We start from the raw sequence: 25,500 nt of genomic DNA, 5'->3' as shown, positions 1-25,500 counted from the left end.
ACCAAGAGGGAGCGATCCCACGGTGTTGTAAGTTCTTCAAGCGGTCGCGAGAGGCCGCGATGACCAACCAACCGATCTCCTGAGAGGGAGTGAGGAACAGTCTGGTCGCACCTGGACAATTGAAAAGTTTAGGAACTGACGCTTTCATCGCGTTTGGTTCTGAGCCGAACCGAGAGGTGAGGTGAGGAGCCGAATGAAAGAGCGATGAAGGTGTGAGGTCCCGTCAAAAAATTTCGTTGCGCTGAAGCAATTCGCTGCAACGAGAGGGTTTTCACGAGCTCTCTTGTTGCCGGTGTGCGAATTGTGGAGCAACAACCGGATCTGAGATCCCGGAAAGTCATTGATAGAGAAATCTAGAGATGCACTCTTAAGAACCCTTTTGTGTCAGCGAAAGGAGGCCTCAACTGTTGCCAGTTTTAACTGAGTAATGGGTGACGCAAATCATTTTGAGGACGTGAAAACGTCTAAGAGGAAATGATCTACAACGGAGAGTTTGATCCTGGCTCAGGATGAACGCTGGCGGCGTGCTTAACACATGCAAGTCGAACGAACCTTCGGGTTAGTGGCGGACGGGTGAGTAACGCGTGAGAATCTGCCCTCAGGAGGGGGACAACAGCTGGAAACGGCTGCTAATACCCCATATGCCGCGAGGTGAAATGAATTTCGCCTGAGGATGAGCTCGCGTCTGATTAGCTAGTTGGTGTAGGTAATGGCTCACCAAGGCATCGATCAGTAGCTGGTCTGAGAGGATGATCAGCCACACTGGGACTGAGACACGGCCCAGACTCCTACGGGAGGCAGCAGTGGGGAATTTTCCGCAATGGGCGAAAGCCTGACGGAGCAACGCCGCGTGAGGGATGAAGGCCTCTGGGCTGTAAACCTCTTTTATCAAGGAAGAAGATCTGACGGTACTTGATGAATAAGCCACGGCTAATTCCGTGCCAGCAGCCGCGGTAATACGGGAGTGGCAAGCGTTATCCGGAATTATTGGGCGTAAAGCGTCCGCAGGCGGCCCTTCAAGTCTGCTGTTAAAAAGTGGAGCTTAACTCCATCATGGCAGTGGAAACTGTTGGGCTTGAGTGTGGTAGGGGCAGAGGGAATTCCCGGTGTAGCGGTGAAATGCGTAGATATCGGGAAGAACACCAGTGGCGAAGGCGCTCTGCTGGGCCATCACTGACGCTCATGGACGAAAGCCAGGGGAGCGAAAGGGATTAGATACCCCTGTAGTCCTGGCCGTAAACGATGAACACTAGGTGTCGGGGGAATCGACCCCCTCGGTGTCGTAGCCAACGCGTTAAGTGTTCCGCCTGGGGAGTACGCACGCAAGTGTGAAACTCAAAGGAATTGACGGGGGCCCGCACAAGCGGTGGAGTATGTGGTTTAATTCGATGCAACGCGAAGAACCTTACCAGGGTTTGACATCCTGCGAATCTCTTGGAAACAGGAGAGTGCCTTCGGGAACGCAGTGACAGGTGGTGCATGGCTGTCGTCAGCTCGTGTCGTGAGATGTTGGGTTAAGTCCCGCAACGAGCGCAACCCACGTCTTTAGTTGCCAGCATTTAGTTGGGCACTCTAGAGAGACTGCCGGTGATAAACCGGAGGAAGGTGTGGATGACGTCAAGTCATCATGCCCCTTACATCCTGGGCTACACACGTACTACAATGCTACGGACAAAGGGCAGCAAGTTCGCGAGGACAAGCAAATCCCATAAACCGTGGCTCAGTTCAGATCGTAGGCTGCAACTCGCCTACGTGAAGGCGGAATCGCTAGTAATCGCAGGTCAGCATACTGCGGTGAATACGTTCCCGGGCCTTGTACACACCGCCCGTCACACCATGGAAGTTGGCCACGCCCGAAGCCGTTACTCCAACCCTTGTGGAGGAGGACGTCGAAGGTGGGGCTGATGACTGGGGTGAAGTCGTAACAAGGTATCCGTACCGGAAGGTGCGGATGGATCACCTCCTAACAGGGAGACAACACAATGATTTTGATGCCTGAGTGCTTTTATTCTTAGGCCGAAATCCTGTCACCTTAGGTCGATCGGTACCTCAGCTTTGAAGTCAAGGATCAGCAGCAATGTTGATTGCTTGATGGAGATTTTCAGTTCCTAAACTTTGTCTAGGTCACACCCCAAAAGGGATGAGACTCCTGGGCCATTAGCTCAGGTGGTTAGAGCGCACCCCTGATAAGGGTGAGGTCCCTGGTTCAAGTCCAGGATGGCCCATTCGGTGTTGGGGGTTTAGCTCAGTTGGTAGAGCGCCTGCTTTGCAAGCAGGATGTCAGGAGTTCGAGTCTCCTAACCTCCACTGACCGAACTTGATTCCCATCTCCAATTTTTTGGAGTTGAGCTCGATTGGAGTGTGATTTAGATGTGTCCGCTGGATGACCCCAGCTTCCTGTCATTCCAAGTTTCAGATTTTAAGTCTTGAATTTGGTTGATAAGATGCTGGGCTCGGATCAAATGATCAAGCAATTGATGATTTGATTTGAAGTTCTAGCAGAACCTTGACAACTGCATAGGTGAGTCTGGAAAAAACAAAGCATCTTACAGATGCATTGTTTTGAATCTGATCTTCCGAAAGGGAGATTGGATCTAGAACAATGAAAATTCTTTTGAGCAAGAGCCGAGACTCTTAAACGTTCTTTGGTTGGTGTCGAGCCAATCAGAGTTTGATCTTGTTTTTAGCAATAAAAACTTGAGAATCTGCTTTCAACGGCGGTAAGCGTTTAGGAGGTTAATTGGTCAAGCTACAAAGGGCTCACGGCGGATACCTTGGCACACAGAGGCGATGAAGGACGTGGTTACCTGCGATAAGTCTCGGGGAGCTGGAAGCACGCTTTGATCCGGGAATTTCCGAATGGGGCAACCCTTAATACGGCCAGCTGAATCCATAGGCTGGCACGAGCCAACCCAGCGAACTGAAACATCTTAGTAGCTGGAGGAAAGGAAAGTAAAAACGACTCCCTAAGTAGCGGCGAGCGAACGGGGAAGAGCCTAAACCGATACTTTCGAGTATCGGGGTTGTGGGACAGCAACGTGTATCAGGGAAGTTAGGAGAAGTGCTTGAATGGCACGCCACAGAGGGTGAAAGCCCCGTAACCGAAAACTGAACTGAGCTAGCTGTATCCCGAGTAGCACGGAGCACGTGAAATTCCGTGTGAATCCGCGAGGACCACCTCGTAAGGCTAAGTACTACTGTGTGACCGATAGCGAAACAGTACCGCGAGGGAAAGGTGAAAAGAACCCCGGGAGGGGAGTGAAATAGAACATGAAACCGTGAGCCTACAAGCAATGGGAGCCCTACTTATAGGGTGACCGTGTGCCTGTTGAAGAATGAGCCGGCGACTTATAGGCACTGGCGGGTTAAACCGGAAATGGTGGAGCCATAGCGAAAGCGAGTCTGAATAGGGCGTTTGTCAGTGTTTATAGACCCGAACCCGGGTGATCTAACCATGGCCAGGATGAAGCTTGGGTGATACCAAGTGGAGGTCCGAACCGACTGACGTTGAAAAGTCAGCGGATGAGCTGTGGTTAGGGGTGAAATGCCAATCGAACCCGGAGCTAGCTGGTTCTCCCCGAAATACGTTGAGGCGTAGCGTCTCGTGCTCCAGCAGGGGGGTAAAGCCACCATTTCGGTGCGGGCTGCGAGAGCGGTACCAAATCGAGATGAACTCTGAATACCCTGTGTGTAGCGAGGCAGTCAGACTGTGGGGGATAAGCTCCATGGTCGAGAGGGAAACAGCCCAGACCGCCAGCTAAGGTCCCCAAATCAACACTAAGTGATAAAGGAGGTGGGATTGCATAGACAACCAGGAGGTTTGCCTAGAAGCAGCCATCCTCAAAGGAGTGCGTAATAGCTCACTGGTCGAGCGATCCTGCGCCGAAAATGAACGGGGCTAAGTGTTGTACCGAAGCTGCGGATTTTTATGGTAGGGGAGCGTTCTATGTGGGGCGAAGCGTTAGCGTGAGCGGGCGTGGACTGCATAGAAGTGAGAATGTCGGCTTGAGTAGCGAAAACATGGGTGAGAATCCCATGCACCGAAACCCTAAGGGTTCCTCCGGCAGGCTCGTCCGCGGAGGGTTAGTCTGGACCTAAGGCGAGGCCGAAAGGCGTAGTCGATGGATAACAGGTCAACATTCCTGTACCGGTCATGTTTTGGGAAGAGGGACGGAGAAGGCTAGCCAAGCCAGATGTTGGTTACTGGTTCAAGCGTTCGAGGCGTTGAGGAGCGGTGAAAACGTTCCGAGCTGAGGCGTGAGTACGAGCTGCTACGGCAGCGAAGTTGGTGACGTCAAGCTTCCAAGAAAAGCTCTATACCCGTTAAGGCATGACTGCCAGTACCCGAAACCGACACAGGTGGGGTGGTAGAGAATACCGAGGTGCGCGAGGTAACTCTCTCTAAGGAACTCGGCAAAATGGCCCCGTAACTTCGGGAGAAGGGGTGCCACCGCAAGGTGGTCGCAGTGAAGAGGCCCTGGCGACTGTTTACCAAAAACACAGGTCTCCGCTAAGTCGCAAGACGATGTATGGGGGCTGACGCCTGCCCAGTGCCGGAAGGTTAAGGAAGCCGGTCAGCGTAAGCGAAGCTGGCGACTGAAGCCCCGGTGAACGGCGGCCGTAACTATAACGGTCCTAAGGTAGCGAAATTCCTTGTCGGGTAAGTTCCGACCCGCACGAAAGGCGTAACGATCAGGGCGCTGTCTCGGAGAGAGGCTCGGCGAAATAGAATTGTCTGTGAAGATGCGGACTACGTACACCTGGACAGAAAGACCCTATGAAGCTTTACTGTAGCTTGGTATTGTGCCCGGGCTCTGAATGCGCAGGATAGGTGGGAGACGTTGATCTCATGGTTGCGGCTATGAGTTAGTCACTGGTGAGATACCACTCTTTCAGAGCTAGGGTTCTAACGTTCACCCGTTATCCGGGGAGCGGACAGTATCAGGTGGGCAGTTTGACTGGGGCGGTCGCCTCCTAAAAGGTAACGGAGGCGCACAAAGGTTTCCTCAGGCTGGTTGGAAATCAGCTGACGAGTGCAAAAGCAGAAGGAAGCTTGACTGTGAGACCTACAAGTCGAACAGGGACGAAAGTCGGTTTTAGTGATCCGACGGTTCTGAGTGGAAGGGCCGTCGCTCAACGGATAAAAGTTACTCTAGGGATAACAGGCTGATCTCCCCCAAGAGTTCACATCGACGGGGAGGTTTGGCACCTCGATGTCGGCTCATCGCAACCTGGGGCTGAAGTCGGTCCCAAGGGTTGGGCTGTTCGCCCATTAAAGCGGTACGCGAGCTGGGTTCAGAACGTCGTGAGACAGTTCGGTCCATATCCGGTGTACGCGCAGGAACATTGAGAGGATTTCTCCCTAGTACGAGAGGACCGGGAGGAACGCACCTCTGGTGTACCAGTTATCGTGCCAACGGTAAACGCTGGGTAGCCATGTGCGGAGTGGATAACCGCTGAAAGCATCTAAGTGGGAAGCCCACCTCAAGATGAGTGTTCCCATGGGGTAACCCAGTAAGGTCACGGGAAGAACACCCGTTGATAGGCTCTACGTGGAAGTCCAGTAATGGATGCAGCGGAGGAGTACTAATAGACCGAGGGCTTGACCAACATTTTGGTTCTTGCCTGAAGACTCATTTCTTTGTTTGATTCAGACGTGCAGCTTTAGTTGCAGATCCTATGCAGTTCTCAGGGTTCATCCCTTGAGAATGTTTATCTATCCTGGTGTCCATGGCGGTGTGGTCCCACTCCGATCCATCCCGAACTCGGTTGTGAAACGCATCAGCGGCGACGATATTTGGGGGGTAGCCCCCTGAGAAAATAGCTCGATGCCAGGTAAAACATTCTCCAAATAGGTTGATGATGTGCTGATTGCTGAAGCGATCACCATCACCACCCGCGAAAAAGCCACCTCACCATGAGGTGGCTTTTTTGTTGTAAGGTTTTAGTAGTCTTTTGCGCTCATCTGTGCCAAGACGTTCACTAGTTCGACGTTTAAGTGGCCAGATTTGGAAGGCTTGTCAGCGTTGGAATAATGCTGAGTGTGTTGATTTAAGTGCTGCTTTTGCATATTTCGTTCTTCAGTCGTTCTTTCCGCTGCTTCTGATTGCGCTGTCTGTTGCCGCAAGGGTGTTTGGCAAAACGGACAGTGTGGATAATGTGTTGGCCTCGGTGACGCAGGTCTTACCGCCGTCAGCAACCAGCCTTGTCGATTCGACCTTGCGTGGGTTGGTGGATCAAGGCTTTGGCGCTGGAATCCTCGGTGTTGTCGTTTTGCTTCTTACGGCCAGTAATGCTTATTTAACGCTCCAGCGTGGAGCTGATCGCTTGTGGTCTGAGATTCTGCCCGAGCCATCAATCGGTTTGTCTTGGTGGCAACAGGTTGGACAGTTTTGTAGAACACGTGTTGAAGCCTTCATGACGGTTTTTGCCATATCTATTTTGATCGTTTTTCAACAGTTGGTACTCAGTATTGGGCAGCTCCCTGAGGACATTCTTAGCTTATTGGATAGCGTCGTTCCTGGCTTAATGGGAATCGTGCGCTCCAGTCCCATTCTTCCTCTCGGGCGGATTCTTGTTCCCGCGTTGATCTTGTCTTTGATGGCTTGGTTGCTTCAGGTGGTGTTGCCCAGTCGTCGTGTTCCTGCAATTCCACTCATTCCTGGCGCGTTGTTGATTGGATTCGGTCTCGCCTTTCTCAATAAAATTCTGAGTTTGAGTATTGTTTCTCTGGGTAATCGCTATCAGGCCTATGGCGTGATTGGTGGTGTTTTAGTGTTAACGCTTTGGGTTTGGTTGGTGGGTGTGATTCTTTATTTTGGCCAGTGTTTGAGTGTGGAATTGGCCGCAGTTCGTTTTGCGAAACCCCGGCTCGGGGAACCGAACAGCGCGGCGCCTTGAACTTTGATTTAACTCTGCGAAGCTGATTCAGCGGACCTCTTCCGTTGAAGCCCATGAATCGATCACCAGCAGTGTTGTGGATCGGAGTTGTGTTGCTCCTGCTGCTGCCAACCGCTGCAGGTCGACTCTTGCTTGATCTCGCCGGTGGCGTGTTGCTGGCTCTTTTGGCACTTCCTTTGATCCTTTCCGGTCTTGGTTGGATTGGTTGGAAGCTTTTGCAGTCCCGGATGATCAGCTGTACTGCTTGCGGTGCAACGGGTCTGAAGGGGGCTGCAGTTTGTGCCGTCTGCGGCACTCCCTACGCCAGTGCTGGAGGCAGCCCGGCCAGTGCGGCAGCCCCGTCTCCACCTGCCAGTGATCTCACCATTGACGTGGTGGCTCAGGATGTGGATTCCGATTCCTGAGCCTGAAGCTGTCGTTCCCGCAGGAACAAGAAAAACGGAGCAGCGCAGGCAAAGGCCACACCGAAGCTCAGGGGGATGGCCAGCCACCAACCTTTGATCTTCTGACGTGGTCCTTCCACACAGATCCAGAGCGTGACGGCACTGGCCCCCACCAGTAGATCAGCGCTTAAGGAGCGTGACGCGGCTGTGCTGCTGGCATCGGCGATGAATCGTGCCAGATCAAAGGCCTGTCCACCGCTTTCGGCGATGAATTCCAGGTTGGCCTTCCAGGGCAGGATCGCTCCCAACACAGCAAGAAGCAGATAAATCCAAGGCAGGGCTTTACGCATCGGGTGTGGCTTTGAGAGTTGTGGGATCAAGCTCGACAATCGACTGCTCCACGCTGTCGAGCAGGCTCTGACACCGGTTCAGATACACCTCGCCATGGAGCACCTTTTGCTGCAAGTCCGCCAACGGAACACTCTCGTTCTGTAGTTCAGCAAGCAGCAGATCCAAAGCCTGCATGGCTTCCTCGTAGCTCAGTGTCTCGGCATCCTTTCGCCACGCTTCGATGCGATCGCGTTGCTCTTTCTTGACTTGGCGCTTGCTCATCAGGAGGAGGTGGTGGGTGCATTGTGCTGGATCTGATCGACTCGAGCTTCAAGGCTTCCGTTGCTCATTCGAATGTTGAGCTGATCACCGATCTTGACGGATTCCAGGTCTGAAATGGACTCGCCGGCGGTGTTGCTGATCAGAGCCAAGCCGCGTTTCAGCCAGCGTTCCGGTGATAGTGCCTTGAGCAATTGGTGCCTTTGAGCCAGTGCCTGGCGTTGGCGTTGGATCTTTTCCAGTGGAGACTGTTGCTGAAGGGCTACGTCTCGATCCTGAAGGCGCTGACGTTCGCGAAGGATTCTCCCCAGCAGCGCCTCTTTCAATCGGCTTTGCCGTTGCGCTAGTCCTTGGCGTTCCGCCTCGCGGTCAGGCAGCAAGGCCACGATCGCTGCCGTGGGCGTGGCTGCACGATGGTCTGCCACCAGATCGGCGACGGTGAGATCATCCTCATGTCCCAGGCCTGTCACCACCGGTATGGGGTAGTTCGCCAGGAGGCGGCAAAGCGCTTCGTTGTCGAACACTGCCAGGTCTTCCCGGCTGCCACCGCCGCGGGCGAGCACCAAAGCGTCCAGTCCCAACTCATCTGTGCGCTCGGCCAAGGCTTCCAGGGTGCTGATGATCGTCGGTGCCACGGAACCCTGCACTGGAATTGGCACCACGATCAGCTGCGTCATGGGCCAGCGTTCCGCCGCAGTGCGGAGCATGTCGGCCAGGGCGGAACTGGGCACGCTGGTGAGCACCGCGATCGAGGCGGGTTGGCTTGGAAGTGCCCTCTGACGGCTTGGGTCGATCACCCCTTCCTGTTCCAAAACTTGCCGCACCCGTTCAAAGTCGCGCAGCACCGTGCTGAGGCTGGGCCGGATATCCAGCGCCTGAACGGTGAGGCTGGCTCGGGCTGCCCAGAAATTGAGCTTGCCCACCACGGTGACGCCGTCACCGTCTTTGGGTTGATAGCTCAATTGGGCCAGCTTCGAAGCCCACACCACACCGGAAATGCTGGCGGAGCCGTCGGTGAGGGTGAGCCAGAGGTGGCCCTTTTTAAGTTGTGGCCGGGAGACCGTTGCTTCCAGTAAAAAACGCGGCGCAAAACCGCGTTCCAGCAGGCTGCCGATGGCTGTGTTCAGCTCAGCAACGGAATAGGTCGGAAGACGATCAACGCTCAAGGCGGCTGTAGGCGTAACCCCAATAGATGCAGACAACGGCTGAGATGCTGGTCAACAGAACGCCCCAGTGTTGGTGGATCTGGGTGGCACCAACCGTGCAGATCACCAAGGCGCTGCTGAGCAGCCTTGATCCATCACGTCTGTTCTGAACGTAAAGCGGTGCCAACGACTGCCTCAGTGGAATCCTCCCCACTGTGCTGCATCAGCGGTGGCTGGTGGAAAGGCAACAAAAAACCCCCCGGCAAGCCGAGGGGTTCTGTAATTCCGCGGTGCGGAAATCAGCCGAGGCCGATCTGGGACAGGATGCCCTGGCCGGTCAGGAGCTCGGTGCCGAGGCCGATCACGATGCCCAGCATGGCCAGGCGACCGTTCCAGGTTTCAGCAAAGTTGACGAAGCCGAAGCGTGCGTTGTCAGACATGTGTGTGAACCGATTGGTGTGGGACAAATGTAACAAAGGTTGGAGTTTTGTTGAGTGTGTTAACGGCTACGCGCCGGGCTTTTCCTGGTCAGGGCTGCTGGCCATTTGATTTGCGCTTGGTCCGGGCCGTCGGCAGCGCCTGGCGGGGATCTTCGGGCCAGGGGTGCTTGGGGTAGCGCCCTCGCATTTCCCGGCGCACCTCCTGGTAACTGCCTTCCCAGAAGTCTTTGAGGGCGCGGGTGCGTTGCAGGGGGCGTCCGGCTGGTGAGAGCAGCTCCAGCGTGACGGGGATGCGGCCATTCAGCACGTGGGGGCCGTCGTCAGATCCGAACATCTCCTGCAATTTCACAGCGAGGATCACTTCGTCGGTGGTGTAGAGCAGCGCGGCTTGCCGGCCGGAGGGGATCGGGATCCGGCGCGGCAGCAGAGCATCCAGCTGTTGCCTGAAGCTCCAGTCCAGATCGCCCCAGAGTGCTTCTTCCAAGGCTGTCGCGCTGATGTCGCTCCAGCCCAGGCAGCCTTCCAGGCTGGGGCCAAGCCAGCTGTCAGCCTGCTCCAGAAGGGTTGTCAGATCGCGATCAGGCCAGGGGGCGCCCACTTGTTGGTGCATCCATGCCAGCCGTTGGCGCAGCTGATGGCTGCTGTCCGTCCAGGGCAGGGCATCAAGACTGGCACTCTTCTTCAGCTGCTCCATCAGCAGGGTGCGGCACAGCGCTGCGGCTGGTGAAGGCTGTGGCGTTCGGCGCACCACCAAGGCCCCCAGTTTGAGCTGGCGTTCGGCACGGACCCGCTGTCGTTCGGGATCCCAGCTGGCTTCGTCCTGCCAGTGGCCGTCCCGCTCAGCGATGCTCTGCAGGGTGCTCCGGCTCAGAGCCACGGCCATCTGGATCCGCGTGTCCCGGCCGCCCATGTCGACCCTGGCGACGGCCAGGGCCGGACTGCCTTGGAGCGGATCCCAGGGCAGCAGGGTTGCTCCGCGTCCCTGACGCAGTTGATAGCGACCGGCCTGGTCTGGACGCTGTTGCGCCAGCCATTCCGGAAAGGCCGCCAGGATCAGATCGCCAGCATTGACGGAAGCGTCTCGTTTCTGGGGTGAGGTACCCAGTCGCTTCAGTTGGCGGCGGAGTTGCTGGCTGAGCGTTCGCAGGGATGGATGGCGCTGGATGCTGTTGAGCCGGGCCTCGAGATCGCTGCCGATCTGACGGCGATCGAAGGGATCTCGTTCGCTGAGGATGGCCGCCAGATCACACCCCAGCTGGGGGGCGCCCTGTTCATGGGCTTCCACCAGCAGCATGCCGAGACGAGGGTGAACGCCGAGGCCGCCGATCAGCCGTCCCCGCTCGCTGATCCGGCCGTCCAGCTCCAGCAGGCCGAGCTGTTGCAGGCTGTGCTGTCCCTCCTGCATGGCTGCTGCGGGGGGAGAGTCCAGCCACGGCAGCTCTTCCCCCAGCCCAGCCCCCCACTGGGCCAGTTCCATCAGCACGGGCTGGGGATCGGCTAGCAGCAGTTCAGGTGGGTGAAAGGGTGGCCGTCGTTGTTGCTCTGCCGGTGACCAGAGGCGGATGCAGCGGCCCGGGCATTGCCGGCCTGCCCGGCCCCGGCGCTGCTCTGCACTGGCCAGGCTGGAGGCGGTGGTCTCCAGGCCCTCCATGCGGGTGTTGGGGTCGTAGCGCAGTTGACGGCTGAGGCCGCTGTCAATCACCAGGCGCACCCCATCAATCGTGAGGGAGCTCTCGGCAATGGCGCTGGCCAGGATGATGCTGCCGTCCTGGTTTGGGTCGCAGCGCTGCAGGGCTGAACTCTGCTGCTGCAAGGGCAGTTGACCGTGCAGCGCCTGAATCTTCCAGTTCTGCAGGGAAGGGGCGGCCGTCAGGGTCTGCCTGCAGCGTTCAATCTCCGCCAGCCCCGGCAGAAAGACCAGAACACCGCTGCCCTTCGGTTGGTCGAGGGCGTGTTGCTCAATGGCACGTAGCACCTGCTTCGGCAGGGGTTCCTCCGGTCGGGGTGGTTGGTGGTGGGTGTCAACCGGGTAACAGCGGCCCGGGCTTTCCAGCACCGTCGCTTCGGGCAGCCGTTCCCTCAGATCGGAGAGATCCAGCGTGGCCGACATCAAGATCACGGCGAGATCTGGATTCAGCAGAGGCCTTGCCTCGCGCAGCAAGGCGAGGGACAGGTCCGCATCGCGCCCCCGCTCATGAAATTCATCGAAGATCACGCACCCCACCCCATCGAGCGAGGGGTCGCTCTGCAAGCGCCGCAGGAAGAGGCCGTCGGTGATCACCTCCACCTGGGTGCGGTCGGATCGCTTCTGTTCCCCGCGCACGGCGTAGCCGATGCGCGCACCGATGTCCTCTCCAAGGCTCGCGGCAAGGCGGGCAGCGGCCGCTTTGGCGGCCAGCCGCCGCGGCTCGATCATCCAGATTTTCTGAGGCTCTTCAAGAACGCCCTGGCCTTTTGTTAAGGCTCCGATCAGCGCCAGGGGAACCCGTGTTGTCTTGCCCGCCCCGGGCGGTGCCTGGAGCAGAACCGTTTTCCCTGGGCGGACCGCAGAACAGATCTGCTCCAACAGGGCGTCGATCGGGAACTGGCTCAACGCGGTGTTGCCGCTCAATTCACGGGATGAGATTCATCAGGCCGAAAACCACCAGGCTGCTTATGGCGCCGACGGCCGCCAGAAGCCGCACCAGCGGGCCGATGGAAACAACAAGGGAGGCCATGAAGACTTTCTTAAAGGCCGGATTAATTCCGGTCTAGCCCCCTTGTCAGTGGCATTGCTGCATTCATTCGCACGCCTTTACAGAAGCCCCGTGTTGGATCAGCGCACGTGACGGGTCCCATCCACAGGGTGGTACTCCTCTCCGGTGAGCTCCTCAAACACGATGGCCGGGAGACCGGTCTCGAACATGGTCTGCAGTGCTTCCTTGAGATAGGGGTTCCAGCCTCCGGTGCTCACCTGGCCGTGGCGGACCGTCCAGTCCCAGGTGCCCTGAAGGTCGCGGGGGATCCTGCCTTCCCGGTCACGACGGGCCACCAGATCAAGAGATTCCACAAGTCCCACGGTGATGGGGTCCTTGCCGTAGGCCGGAGTCAGGCTCAATTCCAGGCGAACGGGGTCTTCCTTCATCAGCCGAAGCCGAAACCGGGGGGGCAGTTTGAGGCCCTTGATGACCGCGGCAACGATGCGTGTTCTCTGATCCACTCAGGCGACCCCTGTCGACTCCAAGCGCCCAATTTATTCAGTGCCGGGTCCAGCGGCCGTCGAGGCTTCGTCATCGTCACCGCCAAAGCGCACCGTCAGCAGGGCCTCTTCGGTGATGCGTCCCTCGCTGTCCAGCAGTTCTGGGTGAACGGTGACCTGGCCTGTGCGGTCGTTCGGAGCGTTGCTTGGCACGCTGTTGATCGGACCGCTGGCAGCGCGGAAGCCTTTGCTCATCACGCGGAAGGCCTGCCACAACAGGGCCACGAACAGCGCTCCGTAGATGAGGGGAAACAGCGAACCGAGCATGACCCTCCGACCCAGCTGAATGTCTGCATCCTCACGCTATCGGGACCCCGGTCGCATGTGGTCACAGTTCTGACATGGAATGTGGCTGTTTTTGGTTCTGCTCTGCGTATCGTCGAGGCAGCCGATGGCCTTGACACTGTGGTCAGCTCCCCATCCCGCCCGCTCGTCGTCTCTGCTCTGGCGGGGGGATTGCTGGTGGCCGGCGTGTCGTCGCTTACCTTGCTCGTTGGCCCTCAGCAACTCGAGGCGCGCCCGGCGATCCGTCGCGAATCGTTTGTGGCGGCTGCTGTGAAGCGCAGTGGTCCGGCTGTGGTCACCCTGGAGACGGCGCGGACCGTCAATCAGTCCAGTGCTGCGGGTGTGCCGCCGGCCCTGATGCAGGACCCTTTGTTTCGCCACTTCTTCGGCATCCCACGCCCCACAGCCCCAGGCTCCAGGGTGCAGCGCGGCCAAGGCAGTGGGGTGATCTTCGATGCCAAGGGCCTGCTGCTCACCAACGCCCATGTGGTGGAGGGGGCGGATCAACTCACCGTGGGGCTCTCCGATGGAAGGCGGGTGCCTGCCCGCGTGGTGGGCAAAGACAGCCTCACTGATCTCGCGGTGGTGCGTCTGGAGGGCCCCGGGCCCTGGCCTGTCGCCGATCTGGGGAATTCCGACCGACTCAGCGTGGGCGATTGGGCGATTGCCGTGGGCAATCCTTACGGGCTGGAGAGCACGGTGACCCTCGGGATCATCAGCAACCTCAACCGGAACGTTGCCCAGCTCGGGATCTCCGGTAAGCGTTTGGATCTGATTCAGACCGATGCAGCGATCAATCCCGGTAACTCGGGCGGGCCACTGCTCGATGCCGCCGGTGAAGTGATCGGCATCAACACCCTGGTGCGATCAGGGCCTGGGGCGGGTCTGGGGTTTGCCATCCCGATCAATCGCGCTCGAACCATTGCCCAGCAGCTGGTGTCCAGCGGCAAGGTCCGTCATCCGGTGATCGGCATCCGTCTGTCAGCGGTGCCCCGGCCCACCCCCACATCCCCGGTGCCGCCAGGTGCGGTGATTCGCGCTGTTCAACCTGGGGGGCCGGCGGACCGCGCCGGGCTCAAGGTGGATGATGTGATCCTTCGCTTCGATGGCCAGGCGGTTAAGGGCCCAGCTGCGGTGGTCAGTGCCATTGAACGCCGCGGTGTCGGTGCCACGGTTGCGCTCGAGGTGCAGCGAGCTCAGGAGCGGGTCTCGATCAACGTCAAGCCCGTCGATTTGTCGGCCTTGCCCCCTGGCTGAAGCTTTGGGCTCAGGCGTCGTCGGCGTCCCTCAGTTGTTCGACGCATTGTGTGATGCAGTCGCCATCGTCGAGCGAACAGGTGGTGATGCACTGGAAATAGGTTTCCACGGCGTCCCAGGTCTGCTCATGGGGTGCCGGACCGGGGGCTGTTGAACCGCCAACGGGTTCACTGTTGCCGGGGCCGGGAACCATGCTCATCGGGGCTGGAAGGTCTGTTTTGTCAGCCTATGCAGATGAAAACACCAGGTAAAGCGAAATAAGTCTTCCTGCCTAAACCTGTGTGAAGTTTTCGTTGCCGTCGTCTGATGCCAGTCAGGCCGCCTTTTTACGGCGGGCGTCGCGTGCCTTCTGCTTCTCCTTGTTGGCCTTCCGCTTGGCTTCTCGTTCTGCAGCCAGTTCTTTCTCCTTGGCAGCTGCCCTTTCCTCCTCTTTTTTCTCGAGGTAGTAGTTGTAGTCCCCGCGATACATCACCAGCTCTCCGTCCCGCAGTTCCACGATGCGGTTGGCGACGCGGGAGATGAAATAGCGGTCGTGGGAGACCAGCAGCGCGGCTCCCTCGTAGGCCATCAAGGCGTCCTCGAGCATCTGTTTGGCGGGGATGTCGAGGTGATTGGTGGGCTCATCCAGCACCAGCAGATTGCAGGGGGTGAGCAGCATCAGGGCCAGGGCCAGGCGGGCTTTCTCGCCGCCGCTGAGCTTCCCGACTTCCTTGAACACCGTGTCGTTGCTGAAGCAGAAACTGCCCAGCAGCGAACGAACCTGGGTCTGGGTCCAGTCGGGAACCGCTTCGTACATCGTGTCGATCACGGTCTTGGACAGATCCAGGGCTTCGGCCTGGTTCTGTTCGAAGTACCCCGCAATCACGTTGTGCTCCCCAAGCCGGGCACTGCCTTCATCAGGGGTTTCAACCCCCATCACCAGTCGCAGCAGGGTGGACTTGCCCGCACCATTGGGGCCGACGAAGGCAATGCGGTCACCCCGCTCCACCTCCAGTTCAGCCCCCAGGAACAGGATTTTGTCTCCATAGCTGTGGGTGACGTTGTCGATCAGGGCCACCTGGGCTCCGGAGCGCGGGGCAGGCGGGAACTGAAAACTCGGCCCGGCCACGGATTCGATCGGTGCCTCCACCCGTTCCACCTTGTCCAGCTGCTTCTCACGGCTTTTGGCCTGGGTGCTGCGGGTGGCACTGGCGCGGAAGCGATCGATGTAGGCCTGTTGCGTGGCGATCTCCTTCTGCTGCCGTTCGAAGGCCGCCTGTGTGGCCTCCCGCTCCAGTTGTTTCTGCTCCAGGTGGGCGGTGTAGTTGCCGAGGTAGGTGCGGGACACGCCCCGTTCGGTGGAAACGATCTGATTGCAGACCCGGTCGAGGAAGGTGCGGTCGTGGCTGATCACCACAAGGGCTGCGCTCTGCTCCAGCAGGTAGTTCTCCAGCCACTGGATGGTTTCGACATCCAGATGGTTGGTGGGCTCGTCGAGCAGCAGCAGATCCGGTTCCTGCAGCAGGATTTTCCCCAGGGCGATCCGCATCTGCCAGCCCCCGGAATAGTCCTTCACCTGCAGCTCAGCGCCCTCCGGGGTGAAGCCGATCGTGGGCAGGAGCTTGTCGATGCGGGCATCGAGTTCGTAGCCATGCAGTGCTTCGAAACGGCTTTGCAGCTTTCCCAGTTCTTGGATCAGCTGGTCCAGATGGTCGGGATCCTCCGCAGCCCGTTCGGAGCCCATCGCCTCTTCCACCTGCTGCTGGTGGTTCATCACTTCGGCCGCTTCGCCGAAGGCTTGAAACAGTTCCTGGCGCACGGTGCGCTCCAGGTCCACGTCGAATTCCTGCTGGAGGTAGGCGATGCGGGGCTCCCCTTGCCGAACCACCTGGCCGCTGGTGGGCTCTTCGTGTCCGGCGATCAGACGCATCTGGGTGGACTTGCCGGCGCCGTTCACCCCCACCAGTCCGATCCTGTCTCCGGCTTTCACCTCCCAGGTCACGGCGCGGAGCACTTCCCCCGTGGGGTAGATCTTGCTGACGTTTTCGAGTCGCAGCACCGGCGGAAGGCGTGATGCCCCCCATCATCCCTGTCGGCAAACTGGTGAGTGTTCCCGGAGGCTGGTCGCCATGCGGAAACTGGAGCAGCTGGCCGCTCTCGTGGTGGCCGCAGGTCTGGCGATCGTGAGCTACTTGCTCTTCTTCAGTTGGGCCGGGGGTGGTGGCTACGAACGCCGTCAGCGCACTGAACCCCAGGCGTTTCTGATGTCCGAAGCGCCTGGGTTCAAAGACCGCCTCTCGCCTTAACCAGCCAGCGTTTGCTGTCCTCGTCGTCAAGGCTGGCCAGATGCTCGCGCACCTCTTCGGTCGTGACGGGTAGCCCCAGCTGATCGCCCAGGTTGCAGATGCTGGCCATGGCACCGTTGGGATCCTGCAGCGCCTGACGGAACAGCGCCTGGGTCTGCTCCGGATTGCTGCTGATTCGGGCGTAGAGCGATGCGGCGTTGGAAGCCATCGCGATCTGAGCAACTGCTCAAACGCTATTCAGCACCGAGAGTCTTGTCAGGCAGCTTGTTCGAGGCCGTCATCGTGCTGCCCCAGAGCGGAGGCGTCCTTCATGCTGCGGGCATCCATGCAGAGCACCTTGCGCAGTTGCGCGTAGTTGGCGGCCTGGGTGCTGCGCCCCTCCTGGGAGGCGCCGTATTCGGCCCGTTGCAACACGTGGTGCAGGTGGGTCAGCAAATAGGTGCTGATCACGGCTGACACCAGCACGTCGCTGTTTTCAGCGCTGCGACGGGGGCGTCGGGACCGAGTGCGTGAGCCGGCTGGGCTGCGACGGGGGCGTGGTGTGGCTTGTGTCATGGGGTACTCCGAGGAGGACCAATGCCCCCACCATAGTCATGGATACTACCCTTGACCATCTCTGTACACTTTTTAGTAGCAGAGCCCCTGTCTGGGGATCCGGTCGTGCCCACCCGTCAGACCTCATCCAGCGGGAAGCCCAAGTCCCCCAGAATTCAGGTGGTTCTTCCTGAGGACCTCTGTGCGCGGCTCACGGCGATGGCGGAGTTGGAATCCCGCACGGTGAGCAACATGGCGAGGGTGCTGATCCAGCAGGGTGTGCAACGCCATGAGCAGGAGTTGGACGCGTCCGCTCCGGCGCCGACCCGCGAGGAGCGCCTGCGGTCCGCTCTGGAATCACAGCAGCCCCGCCGTCTGCGGGGTGCGCCCCGTCGTTTGCGCCTGCACAGGCCGGGTTAGGCCGGATTCACCCGCACGCCGAGCACGGCTTCTCGTTTGGCTCCTGTGACGGTGGGGGCATTGCCGGGATGCTCCCTGTGGTGCCACCAGGCCAGCAAGGCGAAGACCAGAGCTTCTCGGGCTTCCGTCGGCACCCTCAGACTGCTGCTTTCATCGATCTGTGCGCCTCGGCATCGCCGCCGCAGCTCATCGATCAACACCGGGTTTTGGCTGCCACCTCCGGCTGTGATCAGTTCGATCGGTGCGATCCCAACGCTCTGGCGCAGACGTGCCAGATCTTGGGCAACCACAGCGGCGGAAAAGGCCGTCAGGGTGGCGATGGCATCTGCCGCTGAGGCTCCATCGAGCTGATGTAGCCGCCGGTTGAGGTCGTCCTGCCCGAAGCACTCCCGTCCAGTGGATTTCGGTGGTGCCAGCTGGAAGTACTCCTCCTGGAGCCACCGCTGGATCCAGCCCTCATCCGCATGGCCCTGCGCTGCCATCGCTCCACCCTTGTCGAAGCTTTGGGCGCCATTGGTGAACTGGCGCATGCCCAGGTCAATCAGGCTGTTGGCGGGGCCGCAGTCCCATCCCAAGATCGCGGCATGGCGATCCACTCCACCGCAGGGGGGGATGAGGGTGAGGTTGGCAATGCCGCCCAGGTTGAGCAGTGCCCGCCAGCCCTGCGTGCGCCCCAGCAGTGCCGCATCGGCCCGAGGTACGAGCGGTGCTCCCTGTCCCCCTAACGCCAGATCAGCGGCGCGGAAGTCATGCACCACCGGCCTCTGCAGCAGATGGGCCAGCAGCGGGGCCTGAAGAATCTGCCAACTGGCCCCCCGTGCCCCTTGGGCCGGCGGGCGGTGCCAGACGGTCTGGCCATGACAACCGATCAGCTCAGCTGTTGCAGTGGGGTCGCAGGCCTGCACTGCTTGGGCTTGAACCTCCGTGATGGCTTCCGCCAGCTCCAGCCAGCTGGATGCCGGCATCGCTGCACCCTGGCCGGCTGCCACCACCTGCTGCTGCAGTTCGAGCGGGTAGGGCTGATGGTGGTGGCGAAGCAAGGACCACTTCGGATGTTGGGGTGAGCCGTCGAAGTGCACCAGCACGGCATCCACACCGTCAGCACTGGTTCCGCTCATCAGCCCGAGGCAGTGCATCGGCTCAGTTTTTGGGGAGCCGTTGCAGGTCGTCCACCAGTCCCATCACCACCAGCAGGTGCCCCTCCTCCAGCACGTGGGATGCCGGTGGATTCACCATCAGGCTGCTTTGCGGTCCTGCCGCCAGCACGTTCACCCTGAAGTTCTTGCGCAGATTCAGATCCCGGAGCGACCGCCCCACAAACGGTTCCGGAACCTTGATCTCCTCGATGCAGTGCTGTTCATCCAGGGCCAGCCGCTCCATCAGGTTGGGGCGCACCAGTTCAAGGCCGAGGCGCTCGCCCTGCATGCGCGAGGGGAAGATCACCCGGTCGGCCCCCACCCGCTTCAGCATTTTTTCGTGGAGGTCGCTCGTCGCCCGGGCAATCACCTGGCGCACCCGGCTTCCTTCACTGTCTTTGGCGATCAAGGTGGCGGTGATGCTGGCCTCGATCGGTTCGCTGATTGCCACCACCACGGTGCCCATGTCGAGCACGCCGGCCTCGCGCAGGGCCTCTTCGTCGGTGCAGTCGACGACGCGGGCCTCCACGCTGGGCTCCACCTGACGCAGTTCATCCACCGCCCGCTCAGAGCGGTCCACGGCCAGCACATCTGCTCCGTTCTGAAGCAGTTCCCGGCAAACGGCGATGCCGAAACGGCCCACACCGATGATCGCGAAGCCGAGTCTTTCGCTGCCCTGGGCCGGGCTCCACTGCCACCACTCCTTCATCCCTGCCTCCCCCGCTGATCGCGCTCAGACATACAGATCCTCGCTGGGGTAACCGACTCGATTCTGGCGATTCATCTGGATTTGTTCCTGCGTCATCGCTTCCCAGATCGCACTCAGCAGCAACAGGATCCCCAGCCGTCCCACAAACATTCCCACCATCAGCACCGCCTGGCCGAAACGGGGGAGTTCGACGGTGACTCCCAGATCAAGCCCCACCGTGGCAAAAGCGGAGATGCAGGTAAACAGCATTTCCATAAAGGTGAATGAATCCTTCCCGTTCAAATTGCTGGCGATGCTGATCAGCATCGCCATGGCCATCACGAACAGCAGGGAGCCCACCGTGATGCCGACGGCCCTCAGCACCACCTTGTCGCTGATGCTTCTGTTGCGGATCACCACCACCTCCCGGCCCCGCAGGGTGGAGCGGGTGGCCGCCATCAAGGCGGCCACGGTGGTGGTTTTGATCCCGCCACCGGTGCCGCCCGGGCTGGCCCCGATGAACATCAGCACCATCATCAACAGCAGGCTTGATTCGGTGACGGTGTCGAGCGAGAGCGGAAGGGTGCTGAAGCCGGCTGTGCGTGCCGTGACGGATTTGAACAGGGCTGTGAGCCAGCGCTCAGACCAGGGCATGCCCGCGAAGATCTCCCCCTGGTTCAACCATTCCGTCAGGGCCAGCCCCCCTGCCCCGAAGACGATCAAAAGAAGGGTGGTGCGCAGCACCAGGCGGGAGTGCAGGCTCAGCCGCCGCCGGCTTCGCCGTCTGCGCAGCAGCTGTGTGGTCAGATCGCTGGTGACCCGCCACCCCAGGCCGCCGGCCACGATCAGCAGCATCACTACGGCATTTACAACCCCGTTGCTGCGGTAGCGCTCGAGGCTGTCGCTCCAGAGTCCGAATCCCGCGTTGTTGTAGGCCGAGATGCTGTGGAACACCGCAGCCCAGAGGCGTTCGCCCTGGTTGGGGATGTCATCGAAGCCGAAGTGATACAGGATCACAGCCCCTACAAGGATCACCAGCGTCGCCGTCAGGGCAATGCCACGAAACGTGCGCCCAACGCCCCCAACGCCGAATTCATCCAGGGCCTGCCCCCGATCCAGCCGGCGGCGCAGGGCTGTTCCCTGCACCACGAAGCCCTGGAGAAACGTGGTGATGGCCATCAAGCCAAGGCCCCCCGCCAGGATCATCAGGGCCAGCACCACCTGGCCGAAGGTCGTGAGATCGGTGCCGATGTCGATGATCGACAGGCCCGTCACGGTGATGGCTGATGTGGCTGTGAACAGAGCTTCCCAAAGCCCCACGCGGCTTGAGGAGCACAGCGGAGTGGCCAGCATCAACGTGCCGATCAGCACCACCAGCAATCCAGTCACCACGGTGAACTGGGGAACCGTGAGCCGACGATGCCAGCTCTGGCTGCGTTCGATGGCCCTTCCGATCGGCACAGGAGCGCGCGAGATCTGACCAGTGTTGTTCAGGATCCGCCGTAATGCCAGAGGATCAAGGCCGGCACGATGATGGTCATGATCAGCGTCAAGCCAATTCCGTAGCGGGTGACGTCGAGAAAGCGATAACGGCCTGGACCGAACACCATCAAATTGGTCTGGTACCCGACGGGGGTGAGAAACGACTGACTCGCACCGAACAGCACTGTGATCAGCAAGGCGGTGGGAGACAGCTGCAGGGACGGGGCCAGTTGCACCGCGACAGGCGCCAGCAGGGCTACCGAGGCGGCATTGCTCATCACCTGGGTGAGCAGCGTGGTGCCGATGAAGACCACCATCAAAGCGGAATAGCTCGGCCAGCCCGCCAGCCCCTGCTGGAGCACCAGGGCAAGGGCATCGGCGAGGCCCGTGCTCTGCATGGCAACGCTGAAACTGGTGAGGGATCCCAGCAACAGGATCACGTCCAGCCGGATCGAGCGCTGCAGTTCGCCGAGGCGAAGGCAGCCAGTGGCCACCACGCTCACCATGGCCAGGAGCACCGCCGCTACCAGAGGGATGGGGGTGAGCGTCGGCAGCAGCAGCATCGCCAGGGCAATGCTGACGGCCACCGGCTTGCGCCGCACGGTGGGCAGGTCATCCTCCAGTCGGTCCAGCACCAAGAGGTCGTTGCTGGCCTGCAGGCCGCGGATGGAGTCGATGGGTGCCTGCAGCAGAAGCACGTCGCCCTCCCGCAGGATCACCTGGCCGAGGCGTTCCTGAACGGTCTCCTGGCCGCGGCGAAGCGCGAGCACCGTGGCGTTGTGGCGTTGCCGGAACCGCAATTCCCGCAGGCTGGCGCCGGCCAGGGTGGAACCAGCCGGCAGCAATACTTCCACGGTCTTCTGACCGCTTGACTCTTCGGTGTAGACGCTGAACCCGGCGTTCTGCCCCTGAGTTGTGAGCTGAACCGTGTGATCCTGCTGGAGACGCAGCAGATCGGGGCGGGTGACCCGCAGCAGCAGACGATCGCCGGCTTCAAGACGACGGTCCGCCAGGGGGGGCAGCAGCCGCTCTCCACCGCGCTGCAGCTCCAGAACGTCCACGTCGAAACGGCGCTGCAGCCGACTGTTCAGCAGTGAGCGACCCACCAGCTCCGAGTCGGGGGGGATGCGCACTTCTGTGCAGTAGCTGCTTGTTTTGCTGGTGTTTCCCAGCTCATCCGTCGTGGCACCGCGGTCCGGCAGCAGCACTCTCGGAGCCATCACCAGGTAGATGGCCCCGGCCAGCCAGACCGGCAGGCTGATCAGCGTGAAGCTGAACAGATCGAGGGAGCCGTAGCCCAGTTGCTCGCTGATGTCGCTCACCAACAGGTTCACCGAGCTGCCCAGCAAGGTGAGGGTGCCCCCAAGCACGGTGGAAAACGACAAGGGCAAGAGCACCCGGGATGGCGAAATGCCGCGCCGTTGGCACCAGCCCTCCACCACGGGCAGAAGCGAGGCCACCACGGGGGTGTTGGGAACAATCCCTGACACCGGGGCGATCACGAAGGCCATCAGTGCGATCAGACGGCGCGAGGAGCGGATCCGTTCTGAGGCGATCAGATCTCTGAGTCGATCCAGGGCACCGCTCTTGAACAGTGCCGCGGAGACCGGGAACAGGCCCAACAGGGTGATCAGTGCAGGACTACCGAACCCCGCCAGAGCCTCCTGGGGATTGAGAACCCCGGTGGCGATCAGCAGGCTCAAACTCAGCAAGCCGGTGAGCTCCGGTGCAATCAACCCGGTGATGAACAGCACCACTGCCAGAGCCAACACGCCCAGGGTGATCAAGGCCTGAGGGTTATGAAGAGCGCTGCTCAGCTCGGCCATGGCGGCGAGTCGCCGGTCGTCAATTGTGGCGATTCTGCCCCGGGATCAAAAAATTGCTCACGCAGCCACTGCTTCAGGCCCTGCAGCCCATCCCCCCGCACCGCTGAGAGAAACAGGGCGTCGGGTTCACGCTGGTGAATCATTTCGATCTCAGACGCCTCACAACGGTCGATCTGATTGGCGATCACCCTGCGCAGGGCGGTGCTGTGAAGCTCATCGAGCAGCCGATGCACGGTGTCCAGGTGGCCTTGCCAGTCGGGGTCAGCAAGGTCGACCACCAGCAGCAGCACATCGGCATCCAGTGCCTCCTCCAGGGTGGCGCGGAAGGCTTCCACAAGTGGGGCCGGGAGATCGCGGATGAAGCCCACCGTGTCGGTGAGCAGCAGCCGTTCAGGGCGTGCCCCAGGGCAGGGCAGGTCGAGTTTGCGCGTGGTGGGGTCCAGGGTTGCGAACAACTTGTTCTCCGCCAGCACGCGATCACTGGCTCGTTTGCCGCATAAGGCATTGAGCAGGCTGGATTTGCCCGCGTTGGTGTAGCCCACAAGAGCCACCCGCGGCAGACCACGCCGCTGATCCCGTAAGCGGCTGCGGTGGGATTGAAGTTGGCGTTGATCTCGAAGCAGTCGTTCGATGCGTCGGCTGATGGCTCGACGGTCCTTTTCCAGCTGTGTTTCTCCAGGGCCGCGCGTGCCGATGCCGCCGCCCTGCCGCGACAGGCTGCTGCCCCGTCCCAGCAGGCGCGGCAGCCGATAGCGCAGCTGAGCCAGTTCCACCTGAAGTCGTCCAGCAGCACTGCCGGCCCGCTGGGCAAAGATGTCGAGGATCAGCTCACTGCGGTCGGAGACCGGGCAGCTGAGCAGCCGTTCCAGATTGCGGGCCTGCACGGGGGTGAGCTCCCTGTCGGTGATGACAAGGGAGGCCTGGCAGCGGCGGATCTCGAGGGCGGCTTCCTGAAGTTTTCCGGAGCCCCAGAGCGTCTGGGGATTGGTTTGGCCCCGGCGCTGGCTGGTCCGGGCCACTGGCTCGGCACCGGCACTGCGCACCAATCCTTCCAGCTCAGCCAGATCCCGCTGGTCGCGCTGTTCATCGCCACTGGTGAGCGTGAGCAGAAGCACCCGCTCGTCTCCGGCCGCGGCGTTGATGCTTGGCTGATGGGGTTCGTCCGGTGTGAGGACGCAAAGATCCCTCAGGTTGCCTTGTTCAAACGGTCTCCAGCCATCGGCTTGAGACGGGTCTGGAATCAAGAGTTCGGCCGGGCGCGCTCCATCGGCCGCCGGGCATGGTGCAAAGCGCAGCCAGTGCCGAGGGGCGATGTCGAGGGCGACCACGGCGTCGCGGGGATCTGAGTGCAGCCCTTTGCGGGCAAAAGGGCAGCTGATCAGTCGCCATCCCCCGCTGCTCCGTCGCGGCGTCGCCGGTAGGTGCTGCAACAGCGAATCGCCGCCGGTGAGAGGCCCCAGCCAGAGCAGGCGGCAGAGGCCACGGCCGTCCAGCACCAGATGCAATGCCATCTCCAGATCCAGCACAAGGTCGGCCAAGCGTTCGAGGCTCAGCAGATCGGCGCCGCAGTCTTCGGGATGACGGCGATGGCTCAACCGCTCCAGCTGCCGTTGCTGGCTGGGGCGCAGACCACGGCAACGCCCGCCGAGGTGGGATTGCTTCAACGGTTCAGCAACCAGGCGCCTGCTGAGCGCAGACCCAGAGAGAGGCCTGGCAGGCGCGTGAGATAGGTGGCCCGCCGCAACTGGAAGGCCAAGGGGCCGGCCAGGGTGAGTCCCATGCCGGTGAGGGTGGCCTCACCAACGCCGAGGCTGAGCATTTCGCCGCGGTCCTCGAACTGGAAGGGTTGTGGCTCTTCCTCCATCCGCAGCTGGGCGATGGCTGCGGCAGTTGCATCGCCCTGTTGCATCGCCACCTGGGCGCTGGCGGGCCATGGGCTGCCTGGCCGAGCTGAGAGATCCCCGAGGGCGAACGTGTTGGTGCAGCCCACCAGGCGCAGGTCATCGTCAACGGCCAGGCGCCCCCTTTCCAGCACAGGTGTGGGTGAGATGGCGGGGGTGGTGGGACTGCTTCCTGCGGTCCAGATCAGGCCTGCGTGAGGCAGAACAGCACCGTCGGCAAGAACAGCAGAGCTGGACTTCACTTCACTCACGCTGGTGTTGAGCTGGACCACCACCCCTTTGCGTTCCAGTGCTGCCTGGGCCCGCTCGCGATTGAACGCTGTGCTGCCGGGAAGGATTTCATCGCCCATCTCCACCAGTCGAATGCTGGCGGCACCGTCGATCAGATCCGCCAGCTTGCAGGCCAGCTCAACGCCGGTGGGTCCCGCGCCAACAATGATCAGTCCGGCATCTTCTCCCCGTTGCTGGTTCAGATTGCTGAGCCATTGCTTGAGGCGGCGCACATCGCCGAGGTCACGGAAGCCACAGCTGTGTTCCTTGACGCCTGGAATGCCGAAATCATTGGCTTTCGAGCCCGTCGCTAGCACCAGTTGTGACCAGCCCAAGCGTTCTCCGGAGGCCAGTTCGATGCTTTGGCTGGTTTGGTCGACATCAACAACGCTGTCTTGGATCCAGCAGATGCCGTTGTTCAGCAGTTGGTCATAGCGGGGGGCCACTTCCCAGGCTTGAAGTTCATCGCTGAGCAGTTCGTACAGCAGCGGTTGAAAGACGAAGCGATCCCGCGGTTCGACAAGAACGATGGGGCAGTTGGGCTGCCGTCGCTGAAGAGCAAGTGCTGTGAACAGGCCTCCGAATCCACCGCCAACGATCACCACGGCATCCGATGGGGACGAGGGTGAACGCATGAAGGGATCTGCCGGTTCTTAAACGATAGGAACCACACCCGGTCCCACGACAGGGGAAGATGGCGT

At 60.4% G+C, this 25,500-nt stretch carries 23 protein-coding genes, 2 tRNA genes and 3 rRNA genes; 10 read left to right on the top strand and 18 right to left on the bottom strand.

The window, feature by feature from the left end; all coding sequences use genetic code 11:
• Window positions 1–481: 481 nt before the first annotated feature.
• From SynM161_RS10410 to SynM161_RS10380, 7 genes are all read left to right on the top strand, one after another.
• Window positions 482–1,967: ribosomal RNA gene (locus SynM161_RS10410) — 16S ribosomal RNA — on the top strand.
• 184 nt (window positions 1,968–2,151) lie between these two features.
• Window positions 2,152–2,225: transfer RNA gene (locus SynM161_RS10405), tRNA-Ile, on the top strand.
• Between the two features lie 9 nt (window positions 2,226–2,234).
• Window positions 2,235–2,307: transfer RNA gene (locus tag SynM161_RS10400), tRNA-Ala, on the top strand.
• A 435-nt stretch (window positions 2,308–2,742) separates the two neighbouring features.
• A 23S ribosomal RNA gene (locus SynM161_RS10395) occupies window positions 2,743–5,610 on the top strand.
• Window positions 5,611–5,720: 110 nt separating this feature from the next.
• Window positions 5,721–5,837: ribosomal RNA gene (gene rrf / locus SynM161_RS10390) — 5S ribosomal RNA — on the top strand.
• Together the 16S, 23S and 5S rRNA genes with 2 tRNA genes alongside form the textbook arrangement of a ribosomal RNA operon.
• A gap of 130 nt (window positions 5,838–5,967) precedes the next feature.
• Window positions 5,968–6,900, top strand: a complete 933-nt coding sequence (locus SynM161_RS10385; RefSeq protein ID WP_186541334.1) for a YihY/virulence factor BrkB family protein — start codon at window positions 5,968–5,970, stop codon at window positions 6,898–6,900.
• A gap of 53 nt (window positions 6,901–6,953) precedes the next feature.
• The gene (locus SynM161_RS10380; RefSeq protein WP_186541332.1) at window positions 6,954–7,304 is read left to right on the top strand and encodes a hypothetical protein; all 351 of its coding nucleotides are present in this window, start codon (window positions 6,954–6,956) and stop codon (window positions 7,302–7,304) included.
• On the opposite strand, the gene SynM161_RS10375 is transcribed toward SynM161_RS10380, so the two are convergent.
• The 8 genes from SynM161_RS10375 to SynM161_RS10340 all read right to left on the bottom strand — a co-directional run bounded on the left by SynM161_RS10375 (window position 7,280) and on the right by SynM161_RS10340 (window position 12,982).
• Window positions 7,280–7,633 carry a DUF2834 domain-containing protein gene (locus SynM161_RS10375; protein WP_115009326.1) on the bottom strand — a complete coding sequence of 118 codons (354 nt, stop codon included), beginning with the start codon at window positions 7,631–7,633 and terminating at the stop codon, window positions 7,280–7,282. The genes SynM161_RS10380 and SynM161_RS10375 overlap by 25 nt on opposite strands.
• The gene (xseB, locus tag SynM161_RS10370; protein ID WP_186541330.1) at window positions 7,626–7,895 is read right to left on the bottom strand and encodes an exodeoxyribonuclease VII small subunit; all 270 of its coding nucleotides are present in this window, start codon (window positions 7,893–7,895) and stop codon (window positions 7,626–7,628) included. Before xseB ends, SynM161_RS10375 begins: the two co-directional genes overlap by 8 nt.
• Window positions 7,895–9,058 carry an exodeoxyribonuclease VII large subunit gene (gene xseA / locus SynM161_RS10365; RefSeq protein WP_186541329.1) on the bottom strand — a complete coding sequence of 388 codons (1,164 nt, stop codon included), beginning with the start codon at window positions 9,056–9,058 and terminating at the stop codon, window positions 7,895–7,897. The genes xseB and xseA overlap by 1 nt, the downstream gene beginning before the upstream one ends.
• Complete coding sequence (locus SynM161_RS10360; RefSeq protein WP_186541324.1) at window positions 9,048–9,224, bottom strand: hypothetical protein; 177 nt, start codon at window positions 9,222–9,224, stop codon at window positions 9,048–9,050. The genes xseA and SynM161_RS10360 overlap by 11 nt, the downstream gene beginning before the upstream one ends.
• Window positions 9,225–9,336: 112 nt before the next feature.
• A complete protein-coding gene (locus SynM161_RS10355; RefSeq protein ID WP_011365253.1) occupies window positions 9,337–9,477 on the bottom strand; it encodes a chlorophyll a/b-binding protein in 141 nt (46 codons plus the stop codon).
• 88 nt (window positions 9,478–9,565) lie between these two features.
• Window positions 9,566–12,070 (bottom strand): ATP-dependent helicase HrpB, encoded by a 2,505-nt coding sequence (hrpB, locus tag SynM161_RS10350; protein ID WP_186542652.1) that lies wholly within the window; start codon window positions 12,068–12,070, stop codon window positions 9,566–9,568.
• Window positions 12,071–12,292: 222 nt separating this feature from the next.
• Complete coding sequence (locus tag SynM161_RS10345; protein WP_006851931.1) at window positions 12,293–12,676, bottom strand: hypothetical protein; 384 nt, start codon at window positions 12,674–12,676, stop codon at window positions 12,293–12,295.
• A gap of 33 nt (window positions 12,677–12,709) precedes the next feature.
• The gene (locus SynM161_RS10340; RefSeq protein ID WP_186541323.1) at window positions 12,710–12,982 is read right to left on the bottom strand and encodes a DUF2973 domain-containing protein; all 273 of its coding nucleotides are present in this window, start codon (window positions 12,980–12,982) and stop codon (window positions 12,710–12,712) included.
• 138 nt (window positions 12,983–13,120) lie between these two features.
• Here SynM161_RS10340 and SynM161_RS10335 point away from each other — a divergent pair, with 138 nt between their 5' ends.
• Complete coding sequence (locus tag SynM161_RS10335; protein ID WP_370593066.1) at window positions 13,121–14,257, top strand: trypsin-like peptidase domain-containing protein; 1,137 nt, start codon at window positions 13,121–13,123, stop codon at window positions 14,255–14,257.
• Window positions 14,258–14,267: 10 nt separating this feature from the next.
• On the opposite strand, the gene SynM161_RS10330 is transcribed toward SynM161_RS10335, so the two are convergent.
• Window positions 14,268–14,456: a hypothetical protein gene (locus SynM161_RS10330; RefSeq protein WP_006849805.1), complete on the bottom strand. Its 189-nt coding sequence runs from the start codon at window positions 14,454–14,456 to the stop codon at window positions 14,268–14,270.
• Between the two features lie 114 nt (window positions 14,457–14,570).
• Window positions 14,571–16,295 (bottom strand): ATP-binding cassette domain-containing protein, encoded by a 1,725-nt coding sequence (locus SynM161_RS10325; RefSeq protein WP_186541321.1) that lies wholly within the window; start codon window positions 16,293–16,295, stop codon window positions 14,571–14,573.
• A gap of 70 nt (window positions 16,296–16,365) precedes the next feature.
• Between SynM161_RS10325 and SynM161_RS10320 the strand changes: the two genes are divergently transcribed.
• Window positions 16,366–16,542 (top strand): hypothetical protein, encoded by a 177-nt coding sequence (locus SynM161_RS10320; RefSeq protein WP_186541319.1) that lies wholly within the window; start codon window positions 16,366–16,368, stop codon window positions 16,540–16,542.
• Here SynM161_RS10320 and SynM161_RS10315 read toward each other — a convergent pair.
• The gene (locus tag SynM161_RS10315; protein ID WP_186541318.1) at window positions 16,520–16,750 is read right to left on the bottom strand and encodes a hypothetical protein; all 231 of its coding nucleotides are present in this window, start codon (window positions 16,748–16,750) and stop codon (window positions 16,520–16,522) included. The genes SynM161_RS10320 and SynM161_RS10315 overlap by 23 nt on opposite strands.
• Before the next feature lie 47 nt (window positions 16,751–16,797).
• Entirely contained in the window at window positions 16,798–17,097 is a 300-nt protein-coding gene (locus tag SynM161_RS10310; protein ID WP_186541316.1) for a hypothetical protein, read from the bottom strand.
• Window positions 17,098–17,202: 105 nt separating this feature from the next.
• Between SynM161_RS10310 and SynM161_RS10305 the strand changes: the two genes are divergently transcribed.
• Window positions 17,203–17,496 (top strand): hypothetical protein, encoded by a 294-nt coding sequence (locus tag SynM161_RS10305; RefSeq protein ID WP_186541314.1) that lies wholly within the window; start codon window positions 17,203–17,205, stop codon window positions 17,494–17,496.
• Here the strand turns inward: SynM161_RS10305 and SynM161_RS10300 are convergent.
• Genes SynM161_RS10300 through SynM161_RS10275 form a run of 6 tightly spaced genes read right to left on the bottom strand, consistent with a single transcriptional unit; the run spans window position 17,493 to window position 25,434 of the window.
• Window positions 17,493–18,632: an anhydro-N-acetylmuramic acid kinase gene (locus SynM161_RS10300; protein ID WP_186541312.1), complete on the bottom strand. Its 1,140-nt coding sequence runs from the start codon at window positions 18,630–18,632 to the stop codon at window positions 17,493–17,495. The two genes, SynM161_RS10305 and SynM161_RS10300, sit on opposite strands and share 4 nt — an antisense overlap.
• 4 nt (window positions 18,633–18,636) lie before the next feature.
• A complete protein-coding gene (locus SynM161_RS10295; protein WP_115160742.1) occupies window positions 18,637–19,341 on the bottom strand; it encodes a TrkA family potassium uptake protein in 705 nt (234 codons plus the stop codon).
• A 24-nt stretch (window positions 19,342–19,365) separates the two neighbouring features.
• Window positions 19,366–20,781 (bottom strand): TrkH family potassium uptake protein, encoded by a 1,416-nt coding sequence (locus tag SynM161_RS10290; RefSeq protein WP_186541306.1) that lies wholly within the window; start codon window positions 20,779–20,781, stop codon window positions 19,366–19,368.
• Between the two features lie 29 nt (window positions 20,782–20,810).
• A complete protein-coding gene (locus SynM161_RS10285; RefSeq protein WP_186541304.1) occupies window positions 20,811–22,628 on the bottom strand; it encodes an SLC13 family permease in 1,818 nt (605 codons plus the stop codon).
• On the bottom strand, window positions 22,616–24,292 hold the full coding sequence (hflX, locus tag SynM161_RS10280; protein WP_186541302.1) for a GTPase HflX: 1,677 nt from the start codon (window positions 24,290–24,292) through the stop codon (window positions 22,616–22,618). Before hflX ends, SynM161_RS10285 begins: the two co-directional genes overlap by 13 nt.
• Complete coding sequence (locus tag SynM161_RS10275; RefSeq protein ID WP_186541294.1) at window positions 24,289–25,434, bottom strand: NAD(P)/FAD-dependent oxidoreductase; 1,146 nt, start codon at window positions 25,432–25,434, stop codon at window positions 24,289–24,291. Before SynM161_RS10275 ends, hflX begins: the two co-directional genes overlap by 4 nt.
• Between the last annotated feature and the right edge of the window lie 66 nt (window positions 25,435–25,500).

This window comes from Synechococcus sp. M16.1 (assembly GCF_014279895.1).
Lineage (GTDB): Bacteria > Cyanobacteriota > Cyanobacteriia > PCC-6307 > Cyanobiaceae > Parasynechococcus.
Note: the sequence above shows the minus strand (reverse complement) of the source record. Positions and strands in the feature narration are given on the sequence as shown.

Excerpts from the sequence above, each read along its gene's own strand:
- SynM161_RS10295 (WP_115160742.1), bottom strand. The coding sequence starts at position 19,341 with ATGAAGGAGTGGTGGCAGTGGAGCCCGGCCCAGGGCAGCGAAAGACTC.
- SynM161_RS10320 (WP_186541319.1), top strand. The coding sequence starts at position 16,366 with ATGCGGAAACTGGAGCAGCTGGCCGCTCTCGTGGTGGCCGCAGGTCTG.
- SynM161_RS10330 (WP_006849805.1), bottom strand. The coding sequence starts at position 14,456 with ATGAGCATGGTTCCCGGCCCCGGCAACAGTGAACCCGTTGGCGGTTCA.
- SynM161_RS10380 (WP_186541332.1), top strand. The coding sequence starts at position 6,954 with ATGAATCGATCACCAGCAGTGTTGTGGATCGGAGTTGTGTTGCTCCTG.
- SynM161_RS10285 (WP_186541304.1), bottom strand. The coding sequence starts at position 22,628 with ATGGCCGAGCTGAGCAGCGCTCTTCATAACCCTCAGGCCTTGATCACC.
- SynM161_RS10340 (WP_186541323.1), bottom strand. The coding sequence starts at position 12,982 with ATGCTCGGTTCGCTGTTTCCCCTCATCTACGGAGCGCTGTTCGTGGCC.
- SynM161_RS10300 (WP_186541312.1), bottom strand. The coding sequence starts at position 18,632 with ATGCACTGCCTCGGGCTGATGAGCGGAACCAGTGCTGACGGTGTGGAT.
- SynM161_RS10310 (WP_186541316.1), bottom strand. The coding sequence starts at position 17,097 with ATGACACAAGCCACACCACGCCCCCGTCGCAGCCCAGCCGGCTCACGC.
- SynM161_RS10315 (WP_186541318.1), bottom strand. The coding sequence starts at position 16,750 with ATGGCTTCCAACGCCGCATCGCTCTACGCCCGAATCAGCAGCAATCCG.
- SynM161_RS10275 (WP_186541294.1), bottom strand. The coding sequence starts at position 25,434 with ATGCGTTCACCCTCGTCCCCATCGGATGCCGTGGTGATCGTTGGCGGT.
- SynM161_RS10375 (WP_115009326.1), bottom strand. The coding sequence starts at position 7,633 with ATGCGTAAAGCCCTGCCTTGGATTTATCTGCTTCTTGCTGTGTTGGGA.
- xseB (WP_186541330.1), bottom strand. The coding sequence starts at position 7,895 with ATGAGCAAGCGCCAAGTCAAGAAAGAGCAACGCGATCGCATCGAAGCG.
- SynM161_RS10355 (WP_011365253.1), bottom strand. The coding sequence starts at position 9,477 with ATGTCTGACAACGCACGCTTCGGCTTCGTCAACTTTGCTGAAACCTGG.